Here is a 23,460-nt window from a genome sequence, read left to right as displayed (position 1 = left end):
AAATAAAAAAGCGACAGAAGTACAAATGTACTTCTGTCGCTTTTCTTTACAGTAAATCAGGTATAGCTTCCACTTCATGTTTTCGAACACGTCCCATCAATGAGCCTACTGCATCTTTTACGTTATTCCCATTGAACAGCACGTCATATAAAGCAGCTGTAATCGGCATTTCAACTTCCATTTTCTCTGCCAATTCATGAGCAGCTTTCGTTGTTCTTACACCTTCCACAACCATACCCATGCTTTCTAACACTTCTTCTAAAGAGTGTCCTTTTCCAAGCATATTTCCAGCGCGCCAATTTCGGCTATGAACACTTGTACAAGTTACAATTAAGTCTCCCATACCAGTTAGACCAGCAAACGTTAACGGATTCCCGCCCATTTTTCTTCCTAAACGAGCAATCTCTGTTAAACCACGTGTCATCAATGCCGCCTTTGCATTATCACCTAATCCAAGACCATCAGTTATACCAGCAGCTAATGCGATAATATTTTTTAACGCACCACCAAGTTCAACTCCAACGATATCTGGATTTGTGTATACACGAAAATAACTATTCATAAATAAATCTTGTACTTCCTCAGCCGCTTCCATACGCTTTGCTGCAGACGTAACTGTTGTCGCTTGTCGTAAACCGACTTCTTCAGCATGACTCGGTCCAGACAGTACAACAACATCTTTAATTAAGTGCTCTGGAATTTCTTCCTCAATCACTTCCGAAATACGTTTTGACGTACCAGGTTCAATTCCTTTGCTCGCATGAATCCAAGTAATTGGTTCAGTAACAATTTCTTTCATCTCTTGTAATACATCTCTGTACGCTTTCGTTGGTACTACTAGCAGTACTGTATTTACATCTACTAATGCTTCTTCTAAAGAAGAGTAGGCTACGATTGTGCTTGGCAATGTAATGCCTGGGAGATATCGACTATTCTCATGTTTCGTATTAATTTCATCCATAAGTTCTGGGCGATTTCCCCAAATACGTACATCATGTCCATTGTCAGCTAATACCATCGCTAACGCTGTTCCCCAGCTACCTGCTCCTACTACTGTGATTTTTGTCATAAAATCACATCCTCTCCATTAGTCTCTTGCTCTAGCGATAATGTGAATCGGCGTTCCTACGAAGCCAAATGATTCACGTAAGCGATTCTTTAAGAAACGCTCATATGAGAAGTGCAATAATTCTGGATCGTTTACAAACACAACAAATGTCGGTGGTTTTACCGCAACTTGTGTTGCATAGAAAATTTTCAGACGGCTACCATTATGAGTTGGCGTCGGATTCATCGCTACCGCATCCATAATTACATCGTTTAATACGTTCGTTTGAATACGGATACTATGACTTTCATTTACCTCATCGATAACCGGTATTAATGTTTGTGTACGTTTTCTCGTTTTTGCAGATAAGAAAACAATTGGTGCGTATTCTAAGAATTGGAAATGAGCACGGATATTTTCTTCAAATGCTTTCATTGTTTTTTCGTCTTTTTTCACTGCATCCCATTTATTTACAACGATAACAACAGCTCGCCCTGAATCATGAGCATATCCAGCGATTTTTTTATCTTGCTCAATAATTCCTTCTTCACCATCTAAAACGACTAAAACAACGTCAGAACGTTCAATCGCTCTTAGCGCACGAAGTACACTATATTTTTCTGTACTTTCATACACTTTTCCTTTTTTACGCATACCAGCTGTATCAATAATTACATAATCTTTTCCATCTTTACTATATGGTGTATCGACAGCATCACGAGTTGTTCCTGCTACATTACTAACAATTACACGCTCTTGACCAAGAAGAGCATTTACAAGTGATGATTTCCCTACGTTTGGACGTCCAATTAAAGAGAAACGAATTGTGTCTTCATCATATCCGTCTTCTTCAATCTTTGGAAAATGTTGTGCAGCTTCGTCTAGCAAGTCACCTAACCCTAATCCGTGTGTACCTGAAATTGGGAATGGTTCGCCAAATCCTAATGCATAAAAGTCATAAATGTCACTGCGCATTTCCGGATTGTCCACTTTATTTACTGCAAGTACAACCGGTTTATTTGAACGATATAAAATTTTTGCAACTTCTTCATCAGCTGCTGTTACACCGTCACGACCGTTTGTCATAAAAATGATAACATCCGCTTCATCAATTGCTACTTCAGCTTGTTGACGAATTTGTGTCAAAAACGGCTCGTCTCCAATATCAATTCCGCCCGTATCAATAATGTTAAATTCATGATTTAACCATTCTCCAGCGCTATAAATACGATCGCGCGTTACACCTGGAATATCTTCTACGATTGAAACTCTTTCTCCAACAATTCTATTGAAAATAGTAGATTTCCCTACGTTCGGGCGACCTACTATCGCTATTACTGGTTTCGGCATATACTTTCATCCTTTCAACTTGCTTCTGTTTATTATGTAAAAAACCCTTCTTTGTGCAAGAAGGGATTTGCATTCCAGAATATTTCTCAACGTATCAAAACACCTCACATTATAACATACGTTGCTAATGTTTCACAATAATATATACATTCTCTTGTAAGCGATGTGCAATACCATCTAAAATTGCTTCTAAATTATTTGCAACAAATTCTAGTTCCTCCGTCGATTCGCAAACGAATAAAGGAGCACCACCTGCAAATTTTTCTGGAGTCGTTGTTATAACTGCCAGAATAACACTTTCTAACATCATCTCTTATCTCCCCTTCCTTTTGGGGCTTCCGATGACATATGGACAGCACTTTCTAACGTTGGTACATTTCCTATGACACCTATCGCTTTCTCTGCATCTTGATCTTGCGGCAGGACAAAAATCCCAACCCTGCCATCCTCTAAATCACGCTTTGCTAACGGTACAAGCGCTGGTGTACCAGAATCTCTATAAATCCCTAACGCTACTGAAACATCGTGTAAAATAGCTTGTCGTTGCCCTAAATTTGAGATTGTAACCATCGCATCAATTGATTTCGGCTTTAAAATAAAACCCATACCATATTTCATAATTTCTTCTTGTCTTGCTGGCAATCCAATATTCATAATGTAAATATTGTCAATATAAAGCCCTGCTCCTTCAAAACGAAGCGGAACGTGCTCAATTTCAACAAGATCATGTAGCCTTTTACCAGACATTAATTTTTTCGCGATAAAAAATGCGATTATAGCCATAATTACTCCTGCAATCCATGAACGGAATCCTATATACGCAAACGTCGTTGCAAACGACGTTAACATTGCCAAATAGTTGCGACTTTCAAAAACCAATGCAATTCCTTCAATGTATGTATTTCCACGCGGTACGAGCTCATACCCATCTAATTGTTGAAGCGTATTTCTTTCCATATTACGTACATCACGAAATTGTGTCGCTGCTAATGTAAGAAATGTAATGGCAGAAAAATCTTTTTTCAAAATAGACGGGATTGCAATCGCTCCTAAAGCAGCTGCAATTAACCCCATTGCAATATGAATAATTTTCCCATGTAGCCTCGTCGGATATTGCCGCGTATCCGTCCGAAGCATTAGCACCCTTGTAACTGTCCCTGCTATTACGCCGCATAAAATGGCTGGTGTATATTCAGTCATGTATTACCCTCGCCTTTCTTTTACGTGTTTTTCTCTTAAACCGTTCCATGTATACTGATGCTTTTGCAATCCAAAACAATATTGCCATGAATAATGTAGAAATGGCGACGATATCAAAAAATGCTAAACTACCGTAATCATATGGAAAATTCAATTTCCTAAAAATAAATGTCACTAGCAGCTCTCCTTGTAACATCCCTACATATAGAGAACATAATCGTAATATGCGATCCCCATGCAATAACACCGATGCATACACAAGAGCACTACTTAGCAGAAACACTCTATCCACCACAATCCAAATCGGATCATATATTTCTAACAGATGAAAACTCGTATATAACATTGCAATAATAAGTGCCGAAAGTAAGCTATACAATTTTTTCCAGACGGAATATAGCGTGATCCCTATAAAAGAAATAATACAAAGTAAAAGAGCATTTACTGATACCACGAATGAGGCAATCGTTACATGTAACGGAGAGCAAATTATAAAAAACAGTATACAAGCGCCTAACTTCCACCGGATAGGGTCCTTTTTCATAAAAAAGGTTACAATGATCCACCCTATCCAAGCTACAAAATAAAAAGTACTTCCATCCATCAACTTCACCTCCTATGTTTTCCATTATGGGAACTTTTTATGAAAGTTAATCCACTTTATTTACGCATAGTTTTTTCTTATAACAGCAACACTTTTAACAAGGAGGTGTTATTCATTATGGGTAAAGATCGCCAAGAACGAAAACTACGAGAATCACGCCGCGTTGAATCCGATCGTGATCAATCACTACAATATCCAGGTGCAACTGGACTTGATACACCAGAACAGGCTCGAAAACAAAACCAGCACTAATTAATACAAAAAGACGGTTTCTATATTGTACGAAACCGTCTTTTACATAATCAGTTTAATGATTTTTATTTATATCAAAATAATATTTCGCATACTATATCCTCCCATTACTTCTTTTTACCTTCACCTATTCCCATTAAAAATTAAGTTCTCTCCAGTAATTCGACAACACACCATCTACATTTTTCAACCCTTTTTCAATTACAATTTTTACGAAATGATATTTTTATATAATACTAATTCCATTCTCCACTTTATATTACGAAAAAGAATAGAACAAAAAAAATCAACCGAATGGTTGATTTTTTATCTCCTACTATAATGCGCAGTATCAATACCACGCTGCATTAACCAATGATATGTTTCACCCTTTACAACAAGAGGTACAGATTGCAACTCTTCTATCGTCTTCGCACCAAGAGCTGTCATTATAAATTTCAAATCTGTATGTAGAAGCTCAATTTCATCTACTAACTTCTCGATACCATCTTGCATTAAAATACGTAAAAAATAACCAGCAAACGCAGTTGTATTCGCCCCTAATGCGATTGCTTTCGCTACGTCAAGCGCTGTTTGTATACCCCCAGATGCAATAAAAGAGAGGTTATTATTTGTAGAGGTTGCTTCAATAATCGAGGTTGCTGTTTGTATGCCCCAGTTATTAAAATAAGAAAGCATTCGCTGTCTTCTTTCGTTTTCAACAGCAGCAAAATTCGTACCACCTTGCCCACCAATATCAATTGCTGTTACACCTACGTTCACTAACTGTTGCATTGTTTCCTTACTCATCCCAAATCCAACTTCTTTTACAATGATAGGAACTTTACTATTTAAAACAATTTTCTCAATGCGCTGAAGTACTCCAGTAAAATCACGGTCTCCTTCTGGCATCGTTAACTCTTGTATGACATTTAAATGAATTTGTAATGCATTCGCTTCAATCATATCAACGGCGCGCTCTGCCTGCTCGATAGTTGCCTCACTACCTAAATTAGCAAAGAAAATACCATTTGGGTTTACCTTTCTAATCACCTTATAAGAAGCAGCTTCACTTTCATCTTTTAACGCCGCCATTTGCGAACCTACAGCCATAGCAAGGTTATGATGTTTCGCTACATATGCTAATTGCTCATTAATATGTAACGTTTTCTCTCCTCCACCACCAGTCATCGCATTGATAAAAATCGGCGAACTTAGTGAAAGTTCGCCGATTTTTGTTTCACATGTTATTGTGTCATAATTTGAATTTGGCAAGCTTTGATGCACAAAATCAATATCATGAAAGCCATGCGTACGAGACTGACCAGTAGAAAGAGCGTATTCAATATGATCTAATTTACGTTTTGCCCTTACCACTTGTACCCCTCATTATTTCTTTAATTTTTTCAGTTGTTCACCAATAATATCACTTAATTGGAAAGTAGCAGAATCAGCATTTGGCTCATACTGACTATAATCTTCAGTTACATTATTTTCCTCAAGCGCTTCTTTTATACTTAAAGAAATACGTTTCTCTGCTACGTGAACTTCAAGTACTTTCACTTTTACTTCTTGTCCCATTTCCAATACTTCATTCGGATTTTTCACGTGACGATTTGCAATTTGAGATACGTGTACAAGCCCTTCAACGCCCGGTAAAATCTCAACGAATGCACCAAATGTAACAAGGCGTTTTACTACTCCCTCACGAATATCTCCAGCTTTTATTTCGCCAGCAACGTTTTCCCAAGGTCCTGGTTGAGCTGCTTTAATTGATAAAGAAATACGTTGTGTATCAGCATCAACAGATAACACCTTTACCTTAACCTTTTGACCTTGCTCTAACACTTCAGAAGGTTGCTCTACACGTTCGTGTGAAATTTGTGAAATGTGAACTAAACCGTCCACTCCACCAACGTTAACGAATGCGCCAAAGTCAGTTAATCGTTGTACTGTTCCTTCAACAACGTCCCCTTCTTTTAATGAAGAAATTGCTTCTTTTTTCTTAGAATCTAGTTCTAATTCTACTACCGCTTTATGCGAAAGGATTACACGATTTTTTTCACGGTCTAATTCAACAATTTTCACCGCTAATGTTTTACCTTTATAGTCAGTAAAGTCTTCTACATAATGTACTTCTACAAGTGAAGCTGGAATAAAACCGCGAACACCAAGGTCCACAACTAATCCGCCATTCACAATATCTTTTACAGTAACATCAAATACATGACCAGAAGTAAATTTCTCTTGTAGTTCTACCCATGCTTTTTCTGCATCAACAGCACGTTTAGATAAGACAAGATCATCTTCTTCTAATTTAATAATTTTCAACTCTAGTGTTTGATCTAATTCTACAACATCGCTTGCTTTTTCAATATGAACGTTAGCTAATTCACTAATTGGAATTACGCCATCTGTTTTGTATCCAACATTTACAAGCACTTGTTTCTCTTCAACCTTCGTTACAGAACCTGTAACAACGTCACCAACTTGTAATTCTTTTGAATCCATAACTTCTTCATTCATTTTCTCTACCATGGAAATACCTCCCTACAGAATTGACAAAGCATTTTTTATGTATATACGAAATGAAAACAAAGTTTTCATTTGCATGTTTAAGAATTTCTCATCACATACTCTTTTTCAATACCATTCACAAGAAAATATATTAAACCTATATAAATAGTATACAGCAAAACCAGCTTGAAAAAAGTATGTTTTGAAATATAATAGCGAATATATTCTGACAGTTTTATTCCTCTTTAACTAACTTCTTACAAATCAGCTCATTTGTCAAGGAAAGAGACTCACAATTCACGTATCCTTTACATTTCTATTTAAACAAAAAAAGAAAGAGGACTATCCCCTTTCTTTATTTCGCAAACACTCCAGAAACAATGCTCATAATTTTTTGGACAACTTCTTCAATTGATAAAGAAGTCGTATCTAATTCCAATGCATCATCAGCCTTTTTTAGTGGAGAAACTTCGCGTTCTGAATCTAATTTATCACGCTGAGCAATTTCTTCTTTTAGCTGCTCTAAATTAGAATCGAAACCTTTATTTAAATTTTCTAAATGTCTTCTTTCCGCTCTTTCTTCAACAGAAGCAAGCATAAAGATTTTCACTTCAGCATCCGGTAATACATGTGTACCAATATCACGGCCGTCCATTACAACGCCGCCTTTTTTCGCTAACTCTTGCTGACGACGTACCATTTCTTCACGAACAAGGCGATGTTTCGCTACAATAGATACTCGATTCGTCACATCAGGTGTACGAATTACTTCAGAAACATCTTGTCCATTTAAAAATACAAGCTGTGTATTTTCTCCTTGCTGAAACTCAATATTTACATTCTTTACAACTTCCATTAACTGCTCTTCATTTTCAATGTCTACTTTTTGTTCAAGGGCTGCATATGTAAGCGTACGGTACATTGCGCCTGTATCAATATAAACGTAAGAAAGTTCCTTCGCAACAACTTTTGCCACTGTACTTTTTCCAGCAGCTGCTGGACCATCTATAGCAATTGAAATTCGTTTATCCATTGTAACACCTCATTTTTTCACTTATAAAACAAAACGAAAAGCAGGTGTTCACCCTGCTTCTTCTCATTTGCTTCACGTCATTAAATCCTCAATTATTGTAGCATAATCCTTCATAGAAGAAAATGAAAACTACCTATTCACCTGCAAGATTTCCACTTTGTTTTTTACCATGACACCCTCATAATAAACAATTTTAGATAAATATTTCACTGATGACTTATGTATAAATAACAATTGCACAACAGAAAGACAAATGAATTGTATTATTAATATACGAATAAAAATTCTCTCCATCTTTTTCACCGGAATTCTTCCCTCCTATACTATATTTGCACATTTCGTTTCATGATTTTATACATCGTACATATAGCAGTTAATTTTATTGTCATTTTCGAGGCATACTTTTATACATTTCCATTGTCGAATTTACTCAAAACATGTTATGTTCTAAATGTATTTTTTTACTTGAAAGGGGTATAAGCATTGAAAAGAATCCTAGTTTTACACACAGGTGGAACAATTGCAATGGAGGAAGATAAAGAAACTGGGGTCGTACAACCAGGTGAAAAAAATCCTCTTTTAAAATTCATTCCTGATTTAGAAGGCGATGTTGATTTAATCGTTGAAGATGTGTTCCACCTACCATCTCCTCATATGACACCGAGCGAAATGTTACAATTACAAGTCATCATTGATGAAAGAGTAAAACAAGACAACATTCATGGCGTAGTCATTACGCATGGCACGGATACATTAGAAGAAACAGCTTATTTCTTAGATTTAACAGTACAAGCAACTATTCCGATCGTAGTGACAGGTGCAATGCGCTCTAGCAATGAGTTAGGTGCTGATGGTCTATATAACTTCTTATCAGCTGTAAAAGTTGCTAGTTGTGATGAAGCTGCAGAAAAAGGTGTTTTAGTCGTATTAAACGACGAAATTCATTGCGCTACAAATGTAACGAAAACACATACAAGTAATGTTGCAACATTCCAAAGCCCACAATACGGACCAATTGGAATGGTAACAAAACGCGGCGTTGTCTTCCATCACGCTTTAGTACATCACGAAACATATACGATAAACAAAGTGTCTAAAAATGTAGTTGTTCTAAAAGCATATGCTGGCATGGATGATACATTATTAGCAGCAATCGAAAATCTTCCTGTAGACGGCATTGTTATCGAAGCTCTTGGACAAGGTAATCTCCCTCCAAGAACACTACCTAGTCTAGAAAGATTATTAAATAGAGGTATTCCTGTCGTATTAGTTTCTCGCTGTTTCAACGGTATCGTTCAAGACGTATATTCGTATGAAGGTGGCGGTAAACACTTAAAAGATATGGGCATTGTATTCACATACGGCTTAAATGCACAAAAAGCACGCATTAAATTACTTGTTGCATTAGAGAATACAAATTCTCATGAATCCATTCAAAATATGTTTATGCACGAATAAAAAGGAGCTGTCGAGGTTTTCCCGACAGCTCCTTTTTATTTTTCTCTTGATGCAATGGTTTGCGCAATCGCATCTCCATGAAATCTTCCGTTCTCGATAAATATTTCATTTGCATTATTTCCAGCAGCAATGACACCTGCAATGAAAATATTTTCAGCATTCGTTTCCATTCTATCCTCTGTATAAATTGGACGTCCTGTTTCTTCATCAATCTGAACACCCATCTTCGTTAAGAAGCTATGATCAGGATGATAACCAGTCATCGCAAATACAAAATCGTTTTTGATTGTAAGAGCTTCACCATCAACTGTAAACGTTAATGTATGCTCAGTAATTTCTTTCACATGAGCCCCAAAATGCATTTGAATTGTACCATTTCGTACTAACGCCTCAAATTCCGGCAAAATCCAAGGCTTTATGCTTGGTGAATACTCACTTCCACGATACAGTACCGTTACACGTGCACCCGATTTAACAAGTTCTAACGCGGCATCTACACTCGAGTTTTTCCCACCTATAACTACTACATCTCGATCAAAATAAGGATGCCCCTCTTTAAAATAGTGAGCTACTTTCTTCAATTCCTCACCTGGAACATTCATATAATTTGGATTATCATAATATCCAGTTGCTACAACAATATATTTCGCTATATATATTTCCTTACTTCCGTCACGCTTTGTCGTCTCAACCTGAAAAGCTTCTCCATCTTTTTGAACTTTCTCCACTCGCTCAAAAGCATTTACACGTACAGATTTACGTCTTACTACTTCACGATAATACGCAAGCGCTTGATTTCGAACTGGCTTACGATTTTCTGTAATAAAAGCTACATCACCAATTTCTAATTTTTCACTAGAAGAGAAAAATGTTTGATGAGTTGGATAATTATAAATGGCATTTACAATGTTTCCTTTTTCAATTACTAACGGATTTATCCCTACCTTTTGCAACGAAATTGCAGCCGCTAATCCGCACGGACCGCCTCCGATTATAATAACTGTTTCTTTCTGCATACTCGTCCACTCCTAGTCTTCTACCAATACACTATTTATAAAAACAAGAAAAAACCTACTTACAGCAGTAGGCACCTATCTTTATTGTATTCATTTTTCATATATTTGTCATCTAAACGAAACGTACATCCGATAGACATCTGCTAAAAACTGCTGAAATTTAATACCTTGTTTCCCTAATACATTCTCAGGATCAATCTTTCTAGCTGGATCAAGCGTTTTATGTGACACGATATCTTTTTTCGGATTTAAGCCAAAGTTTTGGCATAAATACGCATGATACCATGTAAAACGATTATATGCTTCCCAAAAGTTAACATCACCACCATAACAAAGTTCCACTCCAATGGCCGCCTTATTCGCGTCATAGCCATATAAGTCATTATCCGTCGGCACACCATATCGAACATGATACGCAACTTCATTTATAGGAATAATCTCCAATATTGTTTTATCATCTATAAATGTATGCGCCGAAGCTTTCGGTTGTAATTCATTAAAGTAATCTCGATTCCCTATCGCATTGCTTCCAGGATTCCCCGTATCATGGCTTACAATAAATCTCACTTTAGTCAGAGGAATCCCCGGTCGTGAACTTCCATATCCAATATAGTTGCGCTCTATAGGAAACATCGCCATTGCTACCAACTCCCGCTCTAGAAGATTACCTTACTTCCTTATATATGTATTCGGTAGCAATGTCCTTATCGCATATTTCTTACGCGAAGAGAAAATCGAAAATATTTGAAGTGAACACCATAAACAACAAGATACTTACAGCCACTCCATAAAAACCGTAAAACCAAACACAATCTTCTTTCGTATCTAAACCGAAAAATTTATTTACCGATTGTAATAATGTGCCACGCTTGCTTTGTTTGTTTCGTAATACTTCCACTCGCTCTACAACATCTGCTGGCATCATAAATCTTTGGTCTACTGTCATTTTCATCATTTATCTCTCCTTAAAATCATTTCCGTTTTGTTTATCTAAGGAGAGTATAGCACGTTTGTTCGTATAGAACAAGCGTTCTTTTTATTTTTATTTTATTTTTCAGCAAGCCAAGTAAAAATCGAGATTACAACGGCAATAATCGGCCCTACTACAACCACACCAAATACCAAAAACAGTAACCCTTCCCCGAACATCCGAACGGTACTTATTTTTCGAGCTTTCATCGTTCTTGCAAGTTCTCCCTCTAACCTCTTAACCTTCTCTTCTAATTGTTCTACTCGTTCCAGCATTTCATTCTCCATATACAACACCTCATTTAATACTTCAACAAAAAAACGTGATTCCCTCGAAAGGAAATCACGTTTTCTCAAGATATAATATTTTATACCCAACCTCTGAAGCGGCTTGCTTCAGCCATTTTACGAACACCAACCATGTACGCTGCTAAGCGCATGTTCACTTTACGAACTTGTGCTGTTTCATAAATAGAATCAAATGATCTTACCATTACTTTTTCTAAACGTTGTTCTACTTCTTCTTCAGTCCAGTAGTAACCTTGGTTGTTTTGTACCCACTCAAAGTAAGATACTGTTACACCACCAGCACTTGCTAACACGTCTGGAACAAGCAAAATTCCGCGATCTGTTAAAATTTTAGTCGCTTCTAATGTTGTTGGACCATTTGCAGCTTCAACAACGATTTTCGCTTTAATATCATTAGCATTTTCTTCTGTAATTTGGTTCTCAATTGCAGCTGGTACTAAAATATCGCAATCAAGTTCTAACAATTCTTTGTTTGAAATTGTATTGTTAAATAGCTTTGTTACTGTACCGAAGCTATCACGACGGTCTAATAAATAATCAATATCTAATCCGTTTGGATCATGTAACGCGCCGTAAGCATCTGAGATTGCAATAACTTTCGCACCTGCATCATGCATAAATTTAGCTAAGAAGCTACCAGCATTACCGAATCCTTGAACAACAACGCGTGCACCCTTAATATCAATGCCACGTTTTTTAGCAGCTTCGCGAATACAAATTGTTACACCTTTCGCTGTTGCTGTTTCACGTCCATGTGATCCACCTAATACAAGCGGTTTACCTGTAATAAATCCTGGTGAATTAAATTCATCAATACGGCTATACTCATCCATCATCCACGCCATAATTTGAGAGTTTGTGAATACATCTGGAGCTGGAATATCTTTCGTCGGACCTACGATTTGGCTAATTGCTCGTACATAACCGCGGCTTAATCTTTCTAACTCACGGAATGACATTTCACGTGGATCACAGATAATTCCACCCTTACCTCCACCATATGGTAAATCAACAATACCACATTTTAAACTCATCCAGATTGAAAGTGCTTTCACTTCATTTTCTGTTACATTCGGATGGAAGCGAATTCCACCTTTCGTTGGACCAACAGCATCATTATGTTGCGCACGATATCCTGTAAATATTTTAACAGTCCCGTCATCCATACGAACTGGTATTTTCACTGTCATCATACGAATTGGTTCTTTTAATAATTCATATACTTCGTTTGGATAACCCAATTTTTCTAACGCTTCACTAATAACAATTTGTGTTGAATTCAATAGTTCAAAATGTTGTTCCCTTTGTTGTTGTGTTTTTGTTTGAGTTCCCTTTTCGGCTACCATAGTAAGTAAACCCCCTGTAATTTCACTTGTTTAGTAAACCTTCATTGCCTAGTATACACCCTTAAATTTGGAATGCAATAGAAAACGCTAACAAATATATACAAACTATTTTCTGTTGCAAGCGTTTTCACTATTATTATAGTCCTTTTATTACTTTTAGAAAAGTAAAATACTTAAATATTTAAATATTTTTTATTTTCATCAACCACCCTCCCATAAAACTGCATATTTTATTTTCAAAAAGTATGTTCGAGTATTTACAATCATCCCTTCCCTTCTCCAAATAAAAACAAAACCTCAGCTATGTTGTATTAGCTGAGGTTTTGTTTTTTCACAAAGTAATTGTGTATTTGTTCTATCGCGTTAACATCCATTAATTCTTTACCGTACTCCATGATGCGGTAAATGGTTGCTGTAGACGGATTACCGTATTCCGCTAAAATAGCTATAAAATCCGCCTTTAACAATTGAATTTGTTCCTCTTCTTCCACCCAAAGATAGAAGCGCTCATCCCACGTATATAGCTTTCCGCCAGTTACACCAAGGTTATATAAGCGATTCGACAGGTTAATTACGTCATCTAGCGTAGCAAACTCATATAATATATGCTCACTTTCATCTAGAGTCACTTGCATTTCAATAAACTCGTCACGGAACTCATCATCTGTATCCATTTCTTGATTTTCTTTCGTTACAATTACAACCATCCCTTGTGCTTGTAGAGAAAACACTTCAACTGCAATCGGACCATCTGCTTCAAACCCTAATTCCTTATTTGCTTCTTGCATCATATCACGAAATAATTGCTGTACTTTCGGTGCATTTCTCCATAAATCTTCTTTCGTTAATCCTCGTTCAGATAAATCATCAAATGTTAGAAAAATTTTTATCTTATTGTAATTTAATCGTTCCAGCCTCATCTCATACCCTCCCTACGTAACCAATGCATCTAATTTTTATTATATGAAATAGAAAATAGATGGTTCTTTTCGAACAACTATTCCGACATTTTTAACCATCCATCCCATTCTTCTTTCGTATCACCAATTAAGATTGTTTCAATGTCCAACTGGTTTAGAACGCCTAGCTTTCCGATAAATCCAACAGAAAGAGATTCCCTTTTTTCTTGTAATAAATTTATAAAGTTCATCGTCTTTTTCATTTCTTGTTCGTCAGCAAAAGATATAAATACATATTTCGGCTGTATTTCCTCTACCGCTGATAACATACCATCTTCAGCTAAGCTTGTCCTAATATATATCGCCTCATATCCTTTTAAGCGTAAATAAGTTGAAAAAATAAATCCTTTCAATGCATCCTTTTCTAACACAATAACTTTGTGTAAAGAGGAAAACATTGAGGCATTGTGATACACCATCCCTAGACGCGTTTGTAAAAATGATAGTGCATATTGAAATTGCACCATTGAAATCTCATTATTATTTTTTGACGTTAATAATTTGTCTGTCACTCGAAGAACGATACTGGCAACAACCTTTTCTGTTGAATATATACTAAAAGCTTCGTTTAATAATGCAGCAATTGTAATTTCATCAAATTTTAACAAAGCTTGTAGCAAATCGTCCACTAAAACAACTTCTTTATCGAAATGTATCTCTTTTTGAACTGTACTCTGCAAACGATTCTCTTCTAATAACTGAACTGCTTGTCCAATCATCATACCGGAAGAAACTTTTTCCATTAACCATTTTAAAATTTGAATATGCTCTTCTGTATATAAGCGATGCCCAGCTTGATTCCGCTTTGGGGCAATAATTTGATATCGTCTTTCCCATGCACGAAGCGTACTCGGCTGAACTCCAATTATATTCGAAACGGCTTTTATATTATATTTCCCACTAAGAGTTGGCATCATTTCCCTCCGCACAATGTAATGATATGTGTTTGAGCAGGTGCTCGGAAACGAAGTGGTATCAATGTTGTTCCATACCCATTACTAACAAAGAGAATCGTATTCAAATGGTTATATACGCCACCTTTTAAATATTTTTTAGATGGGAATAATCGGATTTGTCCTCCATGCGTATGTCCACTTAACACAAGTGAAATCTGTTCATTTCCAGACATTTTTTTTATTATATCAGGGTTGTGACTAACTAGGATACGAAAACCATCTTCTTTACAATCCGCCAATGCCAAATCTAGACGATCACGGTGCAATCCAACATCATCTATACCGAGCAAACAAATTTTCTCTCCTAATTCAGACTCAAATACCACTCTTGTATTATCTAAAACTTTTACGTTATTTTCTAATAATAACGCATCTAATTCATGATATTCTATCTCATAATCATTGTTTCCCCACACAAAATATACAGGACCTATCTCTCTTAACTTTTGAATATTCGCAGAGATTTTTGATAAAGAGACACCTTTCTCTGCTAAATCTCCTCCGATAATTACGAGATCTACTTTTCCTTTTACTTGTTCAATTAACAAATTCGAAATGACCCTTCTATGAATATCAGAAATAAAAAACACATTTACTTTTTGAAAACTTTTCGGAAATTCTTTAAATACTAAAGTATGTTCCAACACCGTATTACGCATCGCTTCTTTATACATCACAAAAAGTAATAAAATCCCCATGCCTATGAGAGTACTGAATAATATAATCCATATCATATTTTTGACTCCCTCCTCATAAAGATAATCCTAGGCTTTTATAACAAACTGTGATCGCTTAACTCGCTAGCTTTCTTGCTTTGTGGACTTATCTTTTATCGGAATTTTTAATTCTTGACCTGCACTCACTTCATCTTCCTGCAAGTTATTATACTTTTTAATTACTTCAATTCCATTTCCATCTGAAAAATATTGCTTCGCTATACTTTCTAAAGTTTCTCCCTCTTTCACAGTATGCGTTATTACTTTTTCAGAATGTTTCTGCGACTCAGATTTAGCTGAATCAAAGAAGATTACTTCAAACGCACTTTTTCCAGCATTATTACTATCACCCTTCACCTGAATATATTTATCCGTGTACCACAAAATACTAATCGGCAGAAGAATGAATAGAAATGTTAAAACCCGGACGAAAATGTGATTTATTTTAAACTTTTGTTTTTTCTCTTTATTTCTATGAATTTCACTACGCGGCGGTAAACTTTCTTTTTCTTCCACTCGCTCAACTTCTAATTCCTCTTCAAAATCAGGAATTCGTTTCCTCATGTTGTTCACCACCACCTTCCATTTATTTTCTTAATTGGAGTCCCATTATAAAATCAACAAGAAAGTGTGCAAAGATTGTTATAAACAAATTTCCTGTCCATTCAAATACATAACCAAAGACAAAACTAATAAAACAGACGAAACAAAATAAAAATGGCTTTGTTATATAACGAATATGTAACACTGCAAATACGAAGCTCGCAATTACAATTCCAAAATGAGTCTGTACTACACCTCTAAATAAAAATTCTTCTGCAAAACCAATCAAGAACGTAATAACGAGTAAGTGTAGAACGGACATTCCTCGAAACATCTTATCGTTAATACCACCATCATCAAACCATGACTCCGGAAACACTCGCATTGCAACATAATCTAATAACACAATACCAATCGCTAACAAACCACCTATAATAAGTATAGATACTGGTTCCCATTTCCATAAATTAAAGACTTCTTTTACATCTTGAAATAATATATATGCCAGTAAACAGCCAATACCGATAATAATTAACTGTGTTATATATAGATTCAGCCTTATTTCCTGCGGACTCATATCTTCAACATTATGCCTTTGAATGTTCATCATTCCTCCATCTTTTCTAGGCCGAAAAGCTTTTGTAACTCTGTTTCCCAATTATAGTCGAAATCCGATTGTTGCGCTCGTCTTTTTTTATAATCTTCTTTGGTAATACCGCAATAATCGCAGCAATTAATTAACTCTTGCTCTTTCCTATAACCGAACTGTTGCAGCACATATTCACGTCTACACCCTTTAACTTGTATCCATGACTTCATATTTTCTAGCTCACTATATTTATTACGCAACCTTATTTCTACTTCAGCTATTAATCGGTTCATGATTTCATCTGACAAACCTTCTAATAATAATCTTCGTTGTTGTATAATTCCAACCTGTTCGAGATGATAACGAACGAAACGCCAATATTGCTCATTAAATCTTGCTGCATTATAACAAATTTCTTCTACATCTTCTATTGGTAATTCCTTCGTTTGAAATATTCTTTCTTGTAGTAAAGAAAATAAAAATTTTATTTGTGACTTACTTGGCAATTCATCCTCAATGATTGAAATTGGTAAATCATGATCCAACGGACTACATAATAAAATAGCTATACTCGGTTCGCCATCTCTTCCAGCTCTTCCGATTTCTTGTAAGTAAGAGGCTATATTAGTTGGATAATGAAAATGAATAATATATCGCGTATTCGCCTTATTTACCCCCATACCAAATGCACTTGTGCATATTACAAGTTGCAATTGATCGTTCATAAACTGCTGTTGAATTAACATACGCTCTTCATGTTCCATACCACCATGATAAAAAGCTACACCAGTAACACCTTTCCCTCTCAAGTATTCCGTTAACCTTTCTGTCCACGCTCTACTTGAGCAATATACAATCCCCGGCCCTTGTAAATACATCACCTGCTCTAAAAGCGCCTCTTTCTTTTCTTCTATCGTCTCTACAAATTGCACATCCATTGCAATATTAGGACGATCAATAGAGTATACATGTTCCGCGGCACCCTTTAAATTTAAACTATCTGCGATATCCTGCAGTACCCCTTTTGTCGCTGTGGCTGTCAATGCTAATACTGTAGGAGAACCAATATTTTCAATAACTACATTTAGTTTTTTATAGTCCGGTCTAAAATCATAACCCCATTGAGAAATACAATGAGCCTCATCAACAACAAATAATGAAATATGAATTTTCTTCAATTCCCTAATTAATAACTCCGACTGCAACATCTCTGGTGAAACAAAAATAAATTTATATGAAGATAATTTTTTCATCGCTTCTCTTTTTTCATTTAATGTCCGAAAACTATTAAATGCTATCACTCGGTTTTTCACAACATACTTTAATTGTGTCACTTGATCTTCCATTAAAGATAATAACGGTGATACAACAAGCACTGTTCCTTCTCGCATAAGCCCCGGAAACTGATAGCACATAGATTTCCCTCTTCCAGTCGGAAGCATTGCTATCACATCTTTTCCTTCTAATAAATCTGTAATTACTCCTTTTTGACCTGGACGAAATTCAGAATATCCAAACCACTTATATAAATATTCTTCAAGTTTCATTTACACCCTCCATCCGCGCTAATACAAGACGAACTTCAAAATAAGAGATATCTTCTCCAACCGCTTGTTTCAAAACACGTAACTTCCGCGTTTGCAATGCTTCAATTACTTTTATTACTTTGTCTATCTTTTCTTTTTCCATAAACATTTCAATAGAAAAATCTTTTTCTCGCAAAGCAATTTCAACAAAATGATCTTCTATCGTTGCAACCTTTAAATTCCGAATCGTCGCTATTTCTTCTAAAGAACGTCCTTGTCTCCAAAAATTATATGTTTTTTTCGTGGATAAACTAAATAATTCAGCTCTCTCATTTGGATAAGATATAATTTCAGCTAATAGTGGAAATTCATTTTCTTTATCACGAACTTCTTGTATAAAGAAATGTATTGTACCCCAAAATAAAAAATACACCCTGAATATATCTTGTTTCGTAATTTCTGCTAATTGTTGCAATGTACAACCAATGCGTTCATAACCCGTTAATCGATATGTTACAATCGTCGCTTCTATCGTATTACTCTTTTCTAAAAGATTATGTACTTCCGTCCATAGTTTTCTCGCCAACTCACTTCTCTTATATGGCCTTCCTGTTAGAAAACGTTTCACCCACATCATTATTTCTGTATCTTGCTGAATTGGAATAAATCTCGTATTATTCTGTTGTAAATTTGATATGGTTTGAATAATTAATGATAATCTTTTCCAAAATGTTTCACCTAATTCACCATAATGTAAACCATGCAAATGCGCCGGAAAAGCATAAACTTCCTCCCATTTATGTAACTGCATTTTACCCGTAGGTGTTAACACATATGTATTTTCATGTATTTCTTGAATAAAATCCGCTTGCAACAACTTTGCAACTTCACCATCATAGTCATTTCTATTTAATGATTTATATATTCCGAACAAAAAAGAAATTCGGAACATATTTCCATCTTGTAAAGTTTGCGAAGAACGTTTGCCCTTTAGTAAATAATAAATAGAAGAAACGGTTCTTTCACCATTCAATTGTTTTAAACAATGCAACAAAGTATATTGTATTTGCATGACCGCTTCCACCTTCCAATCTTAACTTCATTCTTTTCAGTACAATTACACTATCTACTGTCGCTCATTAAACTTATCATATAAGAACTATATACTTGTATATATTCTATTGTATCAAACGAAATCATATTTACGTATTTTGAAAATCTTATGACATAATTCAAAAATAAGTTGACACTCTAATTGATAAGCATTATCATTATAATTTTATGTTGAAAAGTTTTACAAACCGTTTTACAATAAGGTTATAATTTTTATGGCGAGCTTTTCACATACATATTATCAGGAGGGAAAAAAGATGGCAAAATATACAATCGTTGATAAAGATACTTGTATTGCATGTGGTGCTTGTGGCGCTGCTGCACCAGACATTTATGACTATGATGATGAAGGTATTGCATTTGTAACATTAGATGATAACCAAGGTATCGTTGAAATTCCAGATGTATTAATTGAAGATATGATGGATGCATTCGAAGGCTGTCCAACTGACTCAATTAAAGTTGCTGACGAATCATTCGACGGAGACGCTTTAAAATTCGAATAGTCTTTTATTAACTTCAAAAAACGCCCCTCCTATTGATGAGGGGCGTTTTTTGTATCTAAATTTTATTTTCCTTAATAAAAAACCATTAGTAGTTTCACACTACTAATGGTTTTAGTATATATTATGCATTTTTCATTTTTGCAAACACCCATACTTTCAGGCGTGAGAATAATGCTACAAATACAATTGTTACAACAATCCCTTTAATTAAATTAAATGGTAAGATTGCCGTTACAACCGTTGTTTTTATAGCTTCGCTAGACATAGCTGGTGAATTTAAAAACCAAGTGTACGCCGGGAATATGATGATGTAGTTTAATACACTCATAATAAGTGCCATTGTAATTGTCCCTAGCATTAATCCTGTAGTTAAACTCTTCACAGTACGATACTTTCTAAATAAGAAAGCTGCTGGCCCAATAAATAAACATCCTGCAATAAAGTTTGCAATTTCTCCAACTGGTACTCCCGTTAAACTTCCTTGAATCCCGTAATGTAAAATGTTCTTTATCGCCTCTACAATCACTCCTGCTACTGGTCCAAAGATAATTGCCGCAATTAGAGCTGGTACATCACTAAAATCAATTTTCAAAAATGGCGGAAGCCCTGGGAACGGGAAATCCAACATCATTAGTAAATATGCAATACTACTTAGCATCGCTACACTCACCATCTGCACTACACTGTTTTTTTGTTTCATCTTTCTCTCTCCTTTTCCATCGATCATCTCATGGAAAGTGGAAAGGTTCTGCTATGCCTATTTTTTCATAGAACGAAAAAACCCTTTGTGTTTTACACAAAGGGAGAATTTAAGGCACATCAAACAGACGTTCAAATCCATATCTTTTTTGAACGCTTGAACCTCCATCTTCTCCCATCCAGACTATACTGTCGGCTTTGGAATCACACCAAATCCTGCCTTAACGGCTCGCGGGCTTAGAACAAAATCATAAATAGTTCATCACCGCCGGTCGGGATTTTCACCCTGCCCCGAAGATAGACCGATATTCTATTTTCCCCTTCATTATACAACAACCTCATAACATTGTGAACTAAAAAATTGTAACTTATTTAAAATTAGTTATTTATTTTTCGTAACAACAAATAAATTGCGAGATATTTTACAATACAATCCATATTTTTTATTATTCGGCATTTCTCTTTTGAATTACCTAGTCATATATAATTAAAAGTGATAAGATATTGAATTGTTAAGATAAGAACATTTTCTGAGTTATGGAGGAAATGTCATGAAAAAAGACAAGAGACATTCTATTCGAGAAGCAATGAAAAAAAACTTAAGAAAAGAATACTTTTACTTAAAAAAAGAATTACTTTTCTACTGCCCAATTGATTTAGGCACATTCTCAAACGAGACATACTATGCTACTTTCGATGAAGATGGCATCAGTATTTATCAGTATGATAAAAAAACAGAAAGTAAATTAAAATTGTGTGAGCGTCATCCGTGGAAGAGTTGGAATAAAGTGAAGATTGATCACTATTTGACAACTTCTCAATTTATTTTTCAGGGTGAGCGAAATTGGATCTTATCTCTTTTTCAAAAAGGAAAAGAAGCTCAAAAAATTATTGAAGAGCATACATCTTTACAAACAGAAGTTGTTTCCCGCTCTTTCTTAAAAAAACTTCCTGGTTTTCGTTCTAATACACCACTGAATAAATACATCGGTAGTATTTGTTACACTGCACTTATTGCATTTTTATTAAAATGGATGATTCCATTTCAAGCACCACAAATCGCCCTGTATTCTATCTCGATTGGTTGTATGCTTCTTGGCCTACTTTGTTTGACAATCGGTTTAATTGAACCGACTATCGTACTGTTTCGAACAAAAGAGAAAACAAGAACAAAAGTTTTTTACTTATATAGCTATTTAGCTATTTCTGGATTTATATGTGTCTTTATTTTTTGGTAAAAGAAGCCGTCCCAAAATAAATTTTGGGACGGTTTTCTTTTAGATATAGATGCTCTGATTCACTCAATAGTTCTAGCAAAAGCGCCCATATAATTTCATTTACATTGAATCTTATTTAAGAAGAACATAAATTTGTTCAAAGTTTAATTTTTGAAGCGTTTCCTTTACTTAACATATAATTGTTGATTAGGATAAATTAGCTCTTGCTGCAATCCATTTTTTTCTTTAATTTCCTTAAGTGTCATACTAAATTTCCGTGCAATACTAACTAAAGTATCCCCTTTTTGTACGACATATAATGACGAAGAAACAACTTCATTTCTTTGTTCACTTAAAACAAGCAATGGGTTCATCGCATTCTTTTTCGCCATCGTCCATCTTCCTTGATGAAGTTCTAGATGTAAGTGCGCACCTCGCGATTCTCCCGTGTTCCCTACTTCTCCAATTTTTTCTCCTTTGGAAATATAATCTCCTTGATCCACATATCTCTTATTTAAATGTGCATATACAGCCTCATATTCTCCGTGTTTAATAAATACAACATTTCCATAACTACTTGAATAATAAGACCTCGTTACCTTACCATCTTGGATAGCTGCCACAGGCGTTCCAATCGGCGCAGCTACATCAATACCATAGTGTTTTCCATGCCTTGTCCCAAAATAATCACTTATCTGACCTTCAACAGGCCATGTCCATCGATTTTCTTCTGCATAAACATGTAATTGAGATACAAACAGTATACTCAATAACATGACACCGCATTTTAAAACTTTCATATACATCCTCCGTTTTCTAATTACCACCATACCTTCTCTATTTTGGTATATTACAGAAAAAAGTATACAAAAAAAGAAAGTGAATTACTCCACTTCCTTCTCTTTCTTATCACGAAAAACTACTGCACTACGGTTATACTCCACATCTTTCACTTGTAATCGGGCATTTATTACTCGAGCTATCGCAAACAAATAATCAGATAATCTATTTACATACTTTAATACAACTTCATTTATTTTCACTTCTTTTTGCAATGATACTATAGAGCGTTCTGCTCTCCTTACAACAGTACGTGCAATATGAATAGTAGCCGCTGCCTCGCTACCACCTGGCAAAATAAAGCGTTCTAGTGGCGGGGCTTCTTCTATATATAAATCAATCTTTCTTTCTAAACTTTCAACCATCACAATTGTCACTTTATAAGGAATTTTTTGTTCCACTATTGCCAAGTCTCCTCCGCAATCAAATAGTTCATGTTGAATATTTTCGAGCTCATTGTAAATATCTATAAAAGCCCCGCCTTGAAGCTTAGTCATTGCATATCCAATATGAGAATTTGCCTCGTCTATTGTTCCATACGCTTCCACACGGATATCATCTTTATCAACCCTGCCACCTATTACACTTGTCGTTCCTTTATCTCCTGTTTTTGTATATAATTTCATTTCTTCACAGCACCTCTCTTGTTATTCTTTATTCGAGCAACATAGAAAAAAGTTCTACCATTCTTTATTTAATTGAGTTTACAAAAAAA

The 23,460-nt window shown here is 35.4% G+C and carries 28 protein-coding genes and 1 riboswitch; of the genes, 4 read left to right on the top strand and 24 right to left on the bottom strand.

Features of this window, described 5'->3' with window-relative positions; translation table 11 throughout:
• Positions 1-46: 46 nt before the first annotated feature.
• From ACX9TM_RS07965 to ACX9TM_RS07945, 5 genes are all read right to left on the bottom strand, one after another.
• Positions 47-1,069, bottom strand: a complete 1,023-nt coding sequence (locus tag ACX9TM_RS07965) for an NAD(P)H-dependent glycerol-3-phosphate dehydrogenase (RefSeq protein WP_000161763.1) — start codon at positions 1,067-1,069, stop codon at positions 47-49.
• 18 nt (positions 1,070-1,087) lie between these two features.
• Positions 1,088-2,398 (bottom strand): ribosome biogenesis GTPase Der, encoded by a 1,311-nt coding sequence (gene der / locus ACX9TM_RS07960; RefSeq protein ID WP_001125893.1) that lies wholly within the window; start codon positions 2,396-2,398, stop codon positions 1,088-1,090.
• Between the two features lie 124 nt (positions 2,399-2,522).
• Positions 2,523-2,708 (bottom strand): capping complex subunit for YIEGIA, encoded by a 186-nt coding sequence (locus ACX9TM_RS07955; RefSeq protein ID WP_000979059.1) that lies wholly within the window; start codon positions 2,706-2,708, stop codon positions 2,523-2,525.
• Positions 2,705-3,598: a YIEGIA family protein gene (locus tag ACX9TM_RS07950; RefSeq protein WP_000141596.1), complete on the bottom strand. Its 894-nt coding sequence runs from the start codon at positions 3,596-3,598 to the stop codon at positions 2,705-2,707. Before ACX9TM_RS07950 ends, ACX9TM_RS07955 begins: the two co-directional genes overlap by 4 nt.
• Entirely contained in the window at positions 3,591-4,202 is a 612-nt protein-coding gene (locus ACX9TM_RS07945) for a YphA family membrane protein (protein ID WP_065382322.1), read from the bottom strand. The genes ACX9TM_RS07950 and ACX9TM_RS07945 overlap by 8 nt, the downstream gene beginning before the upstream one ends.
• 117 nt (positions 4,203-4,319) lie before the next feature.
• Here ACX9TM_RS07945 and ACX9TM_RS07940 point away from each other — a divergent pair, with 117 nt between their 5' ends.
• Positions 4,320-4,454 carry a YpzI family protein gene (locus ACX9TM_RS07940; RefSeq protein ID WP_000513900.1) on the top strand — a complete coding sequence of 45 codons (135 nt, stop codon included), beginning with the start codon at positions 4,320-4,322 and terminating at the stop codon, positions 4,452-4,454.
• A 306-nt stretch (positions 4,455-4,760) separates the two neighbouring features.
• On the opposite strand, the gene ACX9TM_RS07935 is transcribed toward ACX9TM_RS07940, so the two are convergent.
• From ACX9TM_RS07935 to ACX9TM_RS07920, 4 genes are all read right to left on the bottom strand, one after another.
• Positions 4,761-5,810, bottom strand: coding sequence for a type 2 isopentenyl-diphosphate Delta-isomerase (locus ACX9TM_RS07935; RefSeq protein WP_000251036.1), 1,050 nt, complete (start codon positions 5,808-5,810; stop codon positions 4,761-4,763).
• Positions 5,811-5,822: 12 nt separating this feature from the next.
• Positions 5,823-6,971 (bottom strand): 30S ribosomal protein S1, encoded by a 1,149-nt coding sequence (rpsA, locus tag ACX9TM_RS07930; RefSeq protein ID WP_000229559.1) that lies wholly within the window; start codon positions 6,969-6,971, stop codon positions 5,823-5,825.
• 334 nt (positions 6,972-7,305) lie between these two features.
• Positions 7,306-7,983, bottom strand: coding sequence for a (d)CMP kinase (cmk, locus tag ACX9TM_RS07925; RefSeq protein WP_000361252.1), 678 nt, complete (start codon positions 7,981-7,983; stop codon positions 7,306-7,308).
• A gap of 129 nt (positions 7,984-8,112) precedes the next feature.
• A complete protein-coding gene (locus ACX9TM_RS07920; RefSeq protein ID WP_000738057.1) occupies positions 8,113-8,286 on the bottom strand; it encodes a YpfB family protein in 174 nt (57 codons plus the stop codon).
• A 180-nt stretch (positions 8,287-8,466) separates the two neighbouring features.
• Here ACX9TM_RS07920 and ansA point away from each other — a divergent pair, with 180 nt between their 5' ends.
• The gene (gene ansA, locus ACX9TM_RS07915; RefSeq protein WP_000822010.1) at positions 8,467-9,441 is read left to right on the top strand and encodes an asparaginase; all 975 of its coding nucleotides are present in this window, start codon (positions 8,467-8,469) and stop codon (positions 9,439-9,441) included.
• 35 nt (positions 9,442-9,476) lie between these two features.
• Here the strand turns inward: ansA and ACX9TM_RS07910 are convergent, their stop codons facing one another.
• From ACX9TM_RS07910 to ACX9TM_RS07855, 12 genes are all read right to left on the bottom strand, one after another.
• Positions 9,477-10,457, bottom strand: a complete 981-nt coding sequence (locus ACX9TM_RS07910) for a YpdA family putative bacillithiol disulfide reductase (RefSeq protein WP_001168522.1) — start codon at positions 10,455-10,457, stop codon at positions 9,477-9,479.
• A 108-nt stretch (positions 10,458-10,565) separates the two neighbouring features.
• A complete protein-coding gene (locus ACX9TM_RS07905; RefSeq protein ID WP_001240655.1) occupies positions 10,566-11,096 on the bottom strand; it encodes a peptidoglycan recognition protein family protein in 531 nt (176 codons plus the stop codon).
• A gap of 79 nt (positions 11,097-11,175) precedes the next feature.
• Positions 11,176-11,412 carry a DUF3961 domain-containing protein gene (locus ACX9TM_RS07900; protein ID WP_001983018.1) on the bottom strand — a complete coding sequence of 79 codons (237 nt, stop codon included), beginning with the start codon at positions 11,410-11,412 and terminating at the stop codon, positions 11,176-11,178.
• Between the two features lie 92 nt (positions 11,413-11,504).
• The gene (locus tag ACX9TM_RS07895; protein WP_000426763.1) at positions 11,505-11,714 is read right to left on the bottom strand and encodes a hypothetical protein; all 210 of its coding nucleotides are present in this window, start codon (positions 11,712-11,714) and stop codon (positions 11,505-11,507) included.
• Between the two features lie 80 nt (positions 11,715-11,794).
• Positions 11,795-13,081 carry an NAD-specific glutamate dehydrogenase gene (gene gudB / locus ACX9TM_RS07890; protein ID WP_000225173.1) on the bottom strand — a complete coding sequence of 429 codons (1,287 nt, stop codon included), beginning with the start codon at positions 13,079-13,081 and terminating at the stop codon, positions 11,795-11,797.
• A gap of 311 nt (positions 13,082-13,392) precedes the next feature.
• Complete coding sequence (locus ACX9TM_RS07885; RefSeq protein ID WP_001235402.1) at positions 13,393-14,001, bottom strand: genetic competence negative regulator; 609 nt, start codon at positions 13,999-14,001, stop codon at positions 13,393-13,395.
• Between the two features lie 77 nt (positions 14,002-14,078).
• Entirely contained in the window at positions 14,079-14,954 is an 876-nt protein-coding gene (locus tag ACX9TM_RS07880; RefSeq protein WP_001142718.1) for a MerR family transcriptional regulator, read from the bottom strand.
• Positions 14,954-15,730 carry a metallophosphoesterase gene (locus ACX9TM_RS07875; RefSeq protein ID WP_000637791.1) on the bottom strand — a complete coding sequence of 259 codons (777 nt, stop codon included), beginning with the start codon at positions 15,728-15,730 and terminating at the stop codon, positions 14,954-14,956. The genes ACX9TM_RS07880 and ACX9TM_RS07875 overlap by 1 nt, the downstream gene beginning before the upstream one ends.
• A gap of 66 nt (positions 15,731-15,796) precedes the next feature.
• Entirely contained in the window at positions 15,797-16,276 is a 480-nt protein-coding gene (locus ACX9TM_RS07870) for a LysM peptidoglycan-binding domain-containing protein (protein ID WP_001231553.1), read from the bottom strand.
• 22 nt (positions 16,277-16,298) lie between these two features.
• The gene (locus tag ACX9TM_RS07865; RefSeq protein WP_001025780.1) at positions 16,299-16,862 is read right to left on the bottom strand and encodes a CPBP family intramembrane glutamic endopeptidase; all 564 of its coding nucleotides are present in this window, start codon (positions 16,860-16,862) and stop codon (positions 16,299-16,301) included.
• Entirely contained in the window at positions 16,862-18,391 is a 1,530-nt protein-coding gene (recQ, locus tag ACX9TM_RS07860; RefSeq protein WP_000762973.1) for an ATP-dependent DNA helicase RecQ, read from the bottom strand. The genes ACX9TM_RS07865 and recQ overlap by 1 nt, the downstream gene beginning before the upstream one ends.
• On the bottom strand, positions 18,381-19,442 hold the full coding sequence (locus tag ACX9TM_RS07855) for a YpbB family protein (RefSeq protein ID WP_065382313.1): 1,062 nt from the start codon (positions 19,440-19,442) through the stop codon (positions 18,381-18,383). Before ACX9TM_RS07855 ends, recQ begins: the two co-directional genes overlap by 11 nt.
• Before the next feature lie 298 nt (positions 19,443-19,740).
• Between ACX9TM_RS07855 and ACX9TM_RS07850 the strand changes: the two genes are divergently transcribed.
• Positions 19,741-19,989, top strand: a complete 249-nt coding sequence (locus ACX9TM_RS07850) for a ferredoxin (RefSeq protein WP_001151993.1) — start codon at positions 19,741-19,743, stop codon at positions 19,987-19,989.
• 121 nt (positions 19,990-20,110) lie between these two features.
• On the opposite strand, the gene ACX9TM_RS07845 is transcribed toward ACX9TM_RS07850, so the two are convergent.
• Positions 20,111-20,689, bottom strand: a complete 579-nt coding sequence (locus ACX9TM_RS07845) for an ECF transporter S component (RefSeq protein ID WP_000810855.1) — start codon at positions 20,687-20,689, stop codon at positions 20,111-20,113.
• Positions 20,690-20,851: 162 nt separating this feature from the next.
• Positions 20,852-20,991, bottom strand: a riboswitch (FMN riboswitch).
• A gap of 248 nt (positions 20,992-21,239) precedes the next feature.
• Between ACX9TM_RS07845 and ACX9TM_RS07840 the strand changes: the two genes are divergently transcribed.
• Positions 21,240-21,926 (top strand): hypothetical protein, encoded by a 687-nt coding sequence (locus tag ACX9TM_RS07840; RefSeq protein WP_000710837.1) that lies wholly within the window; start codon positions 21,240-21,242, stop codon positions 21,924-21,926.
• 164 nt (positions 21,927-22,090) lie between these two features.
• On the opposite strand, the gene ACX9TM_RS07835 is transcribed toward ACX9TM_RS07840, so the two are convergent.
• Both ACX9TM_RS07835 and ACX9TM_RS07830 read right to left on the bottom strand, forming a co-directional pair.
• Positions 22,091-22,705: a peptidoglycan DD-metalloendopeptidase family protein gene (locus ACX9TM_RS07835; protein ID WP_000866117.1), complete on the bottom strand. Its 615-nt coding sequence runs from the start codon at positions 22,703-22,705 to the stop codon at positions 22,091-22,093.
• 84 nt (positions 22,706-22,789) lie between these two features.
• Positions 22,790-23,371, bottom strand: coding sequence for a cob(I)yrinic acid a,c-diamide adenosyltransferase (locus ACX9TM_RS07830; RefSeq protein WP_000781269.1), 582 nt, complete (start codon positions 23,369-23,371; stop codon positions 22,790-22,792).
• Between the last annotated feature and the right edge of the window lie 89 nt (positions 23,372-23,460).

This window comes from Bacillus sp. LH1 (genome assembly GCF_057924895.1).
This window is presented reverse-complemented; position numbering and strand designations above follow the sequence as displayed.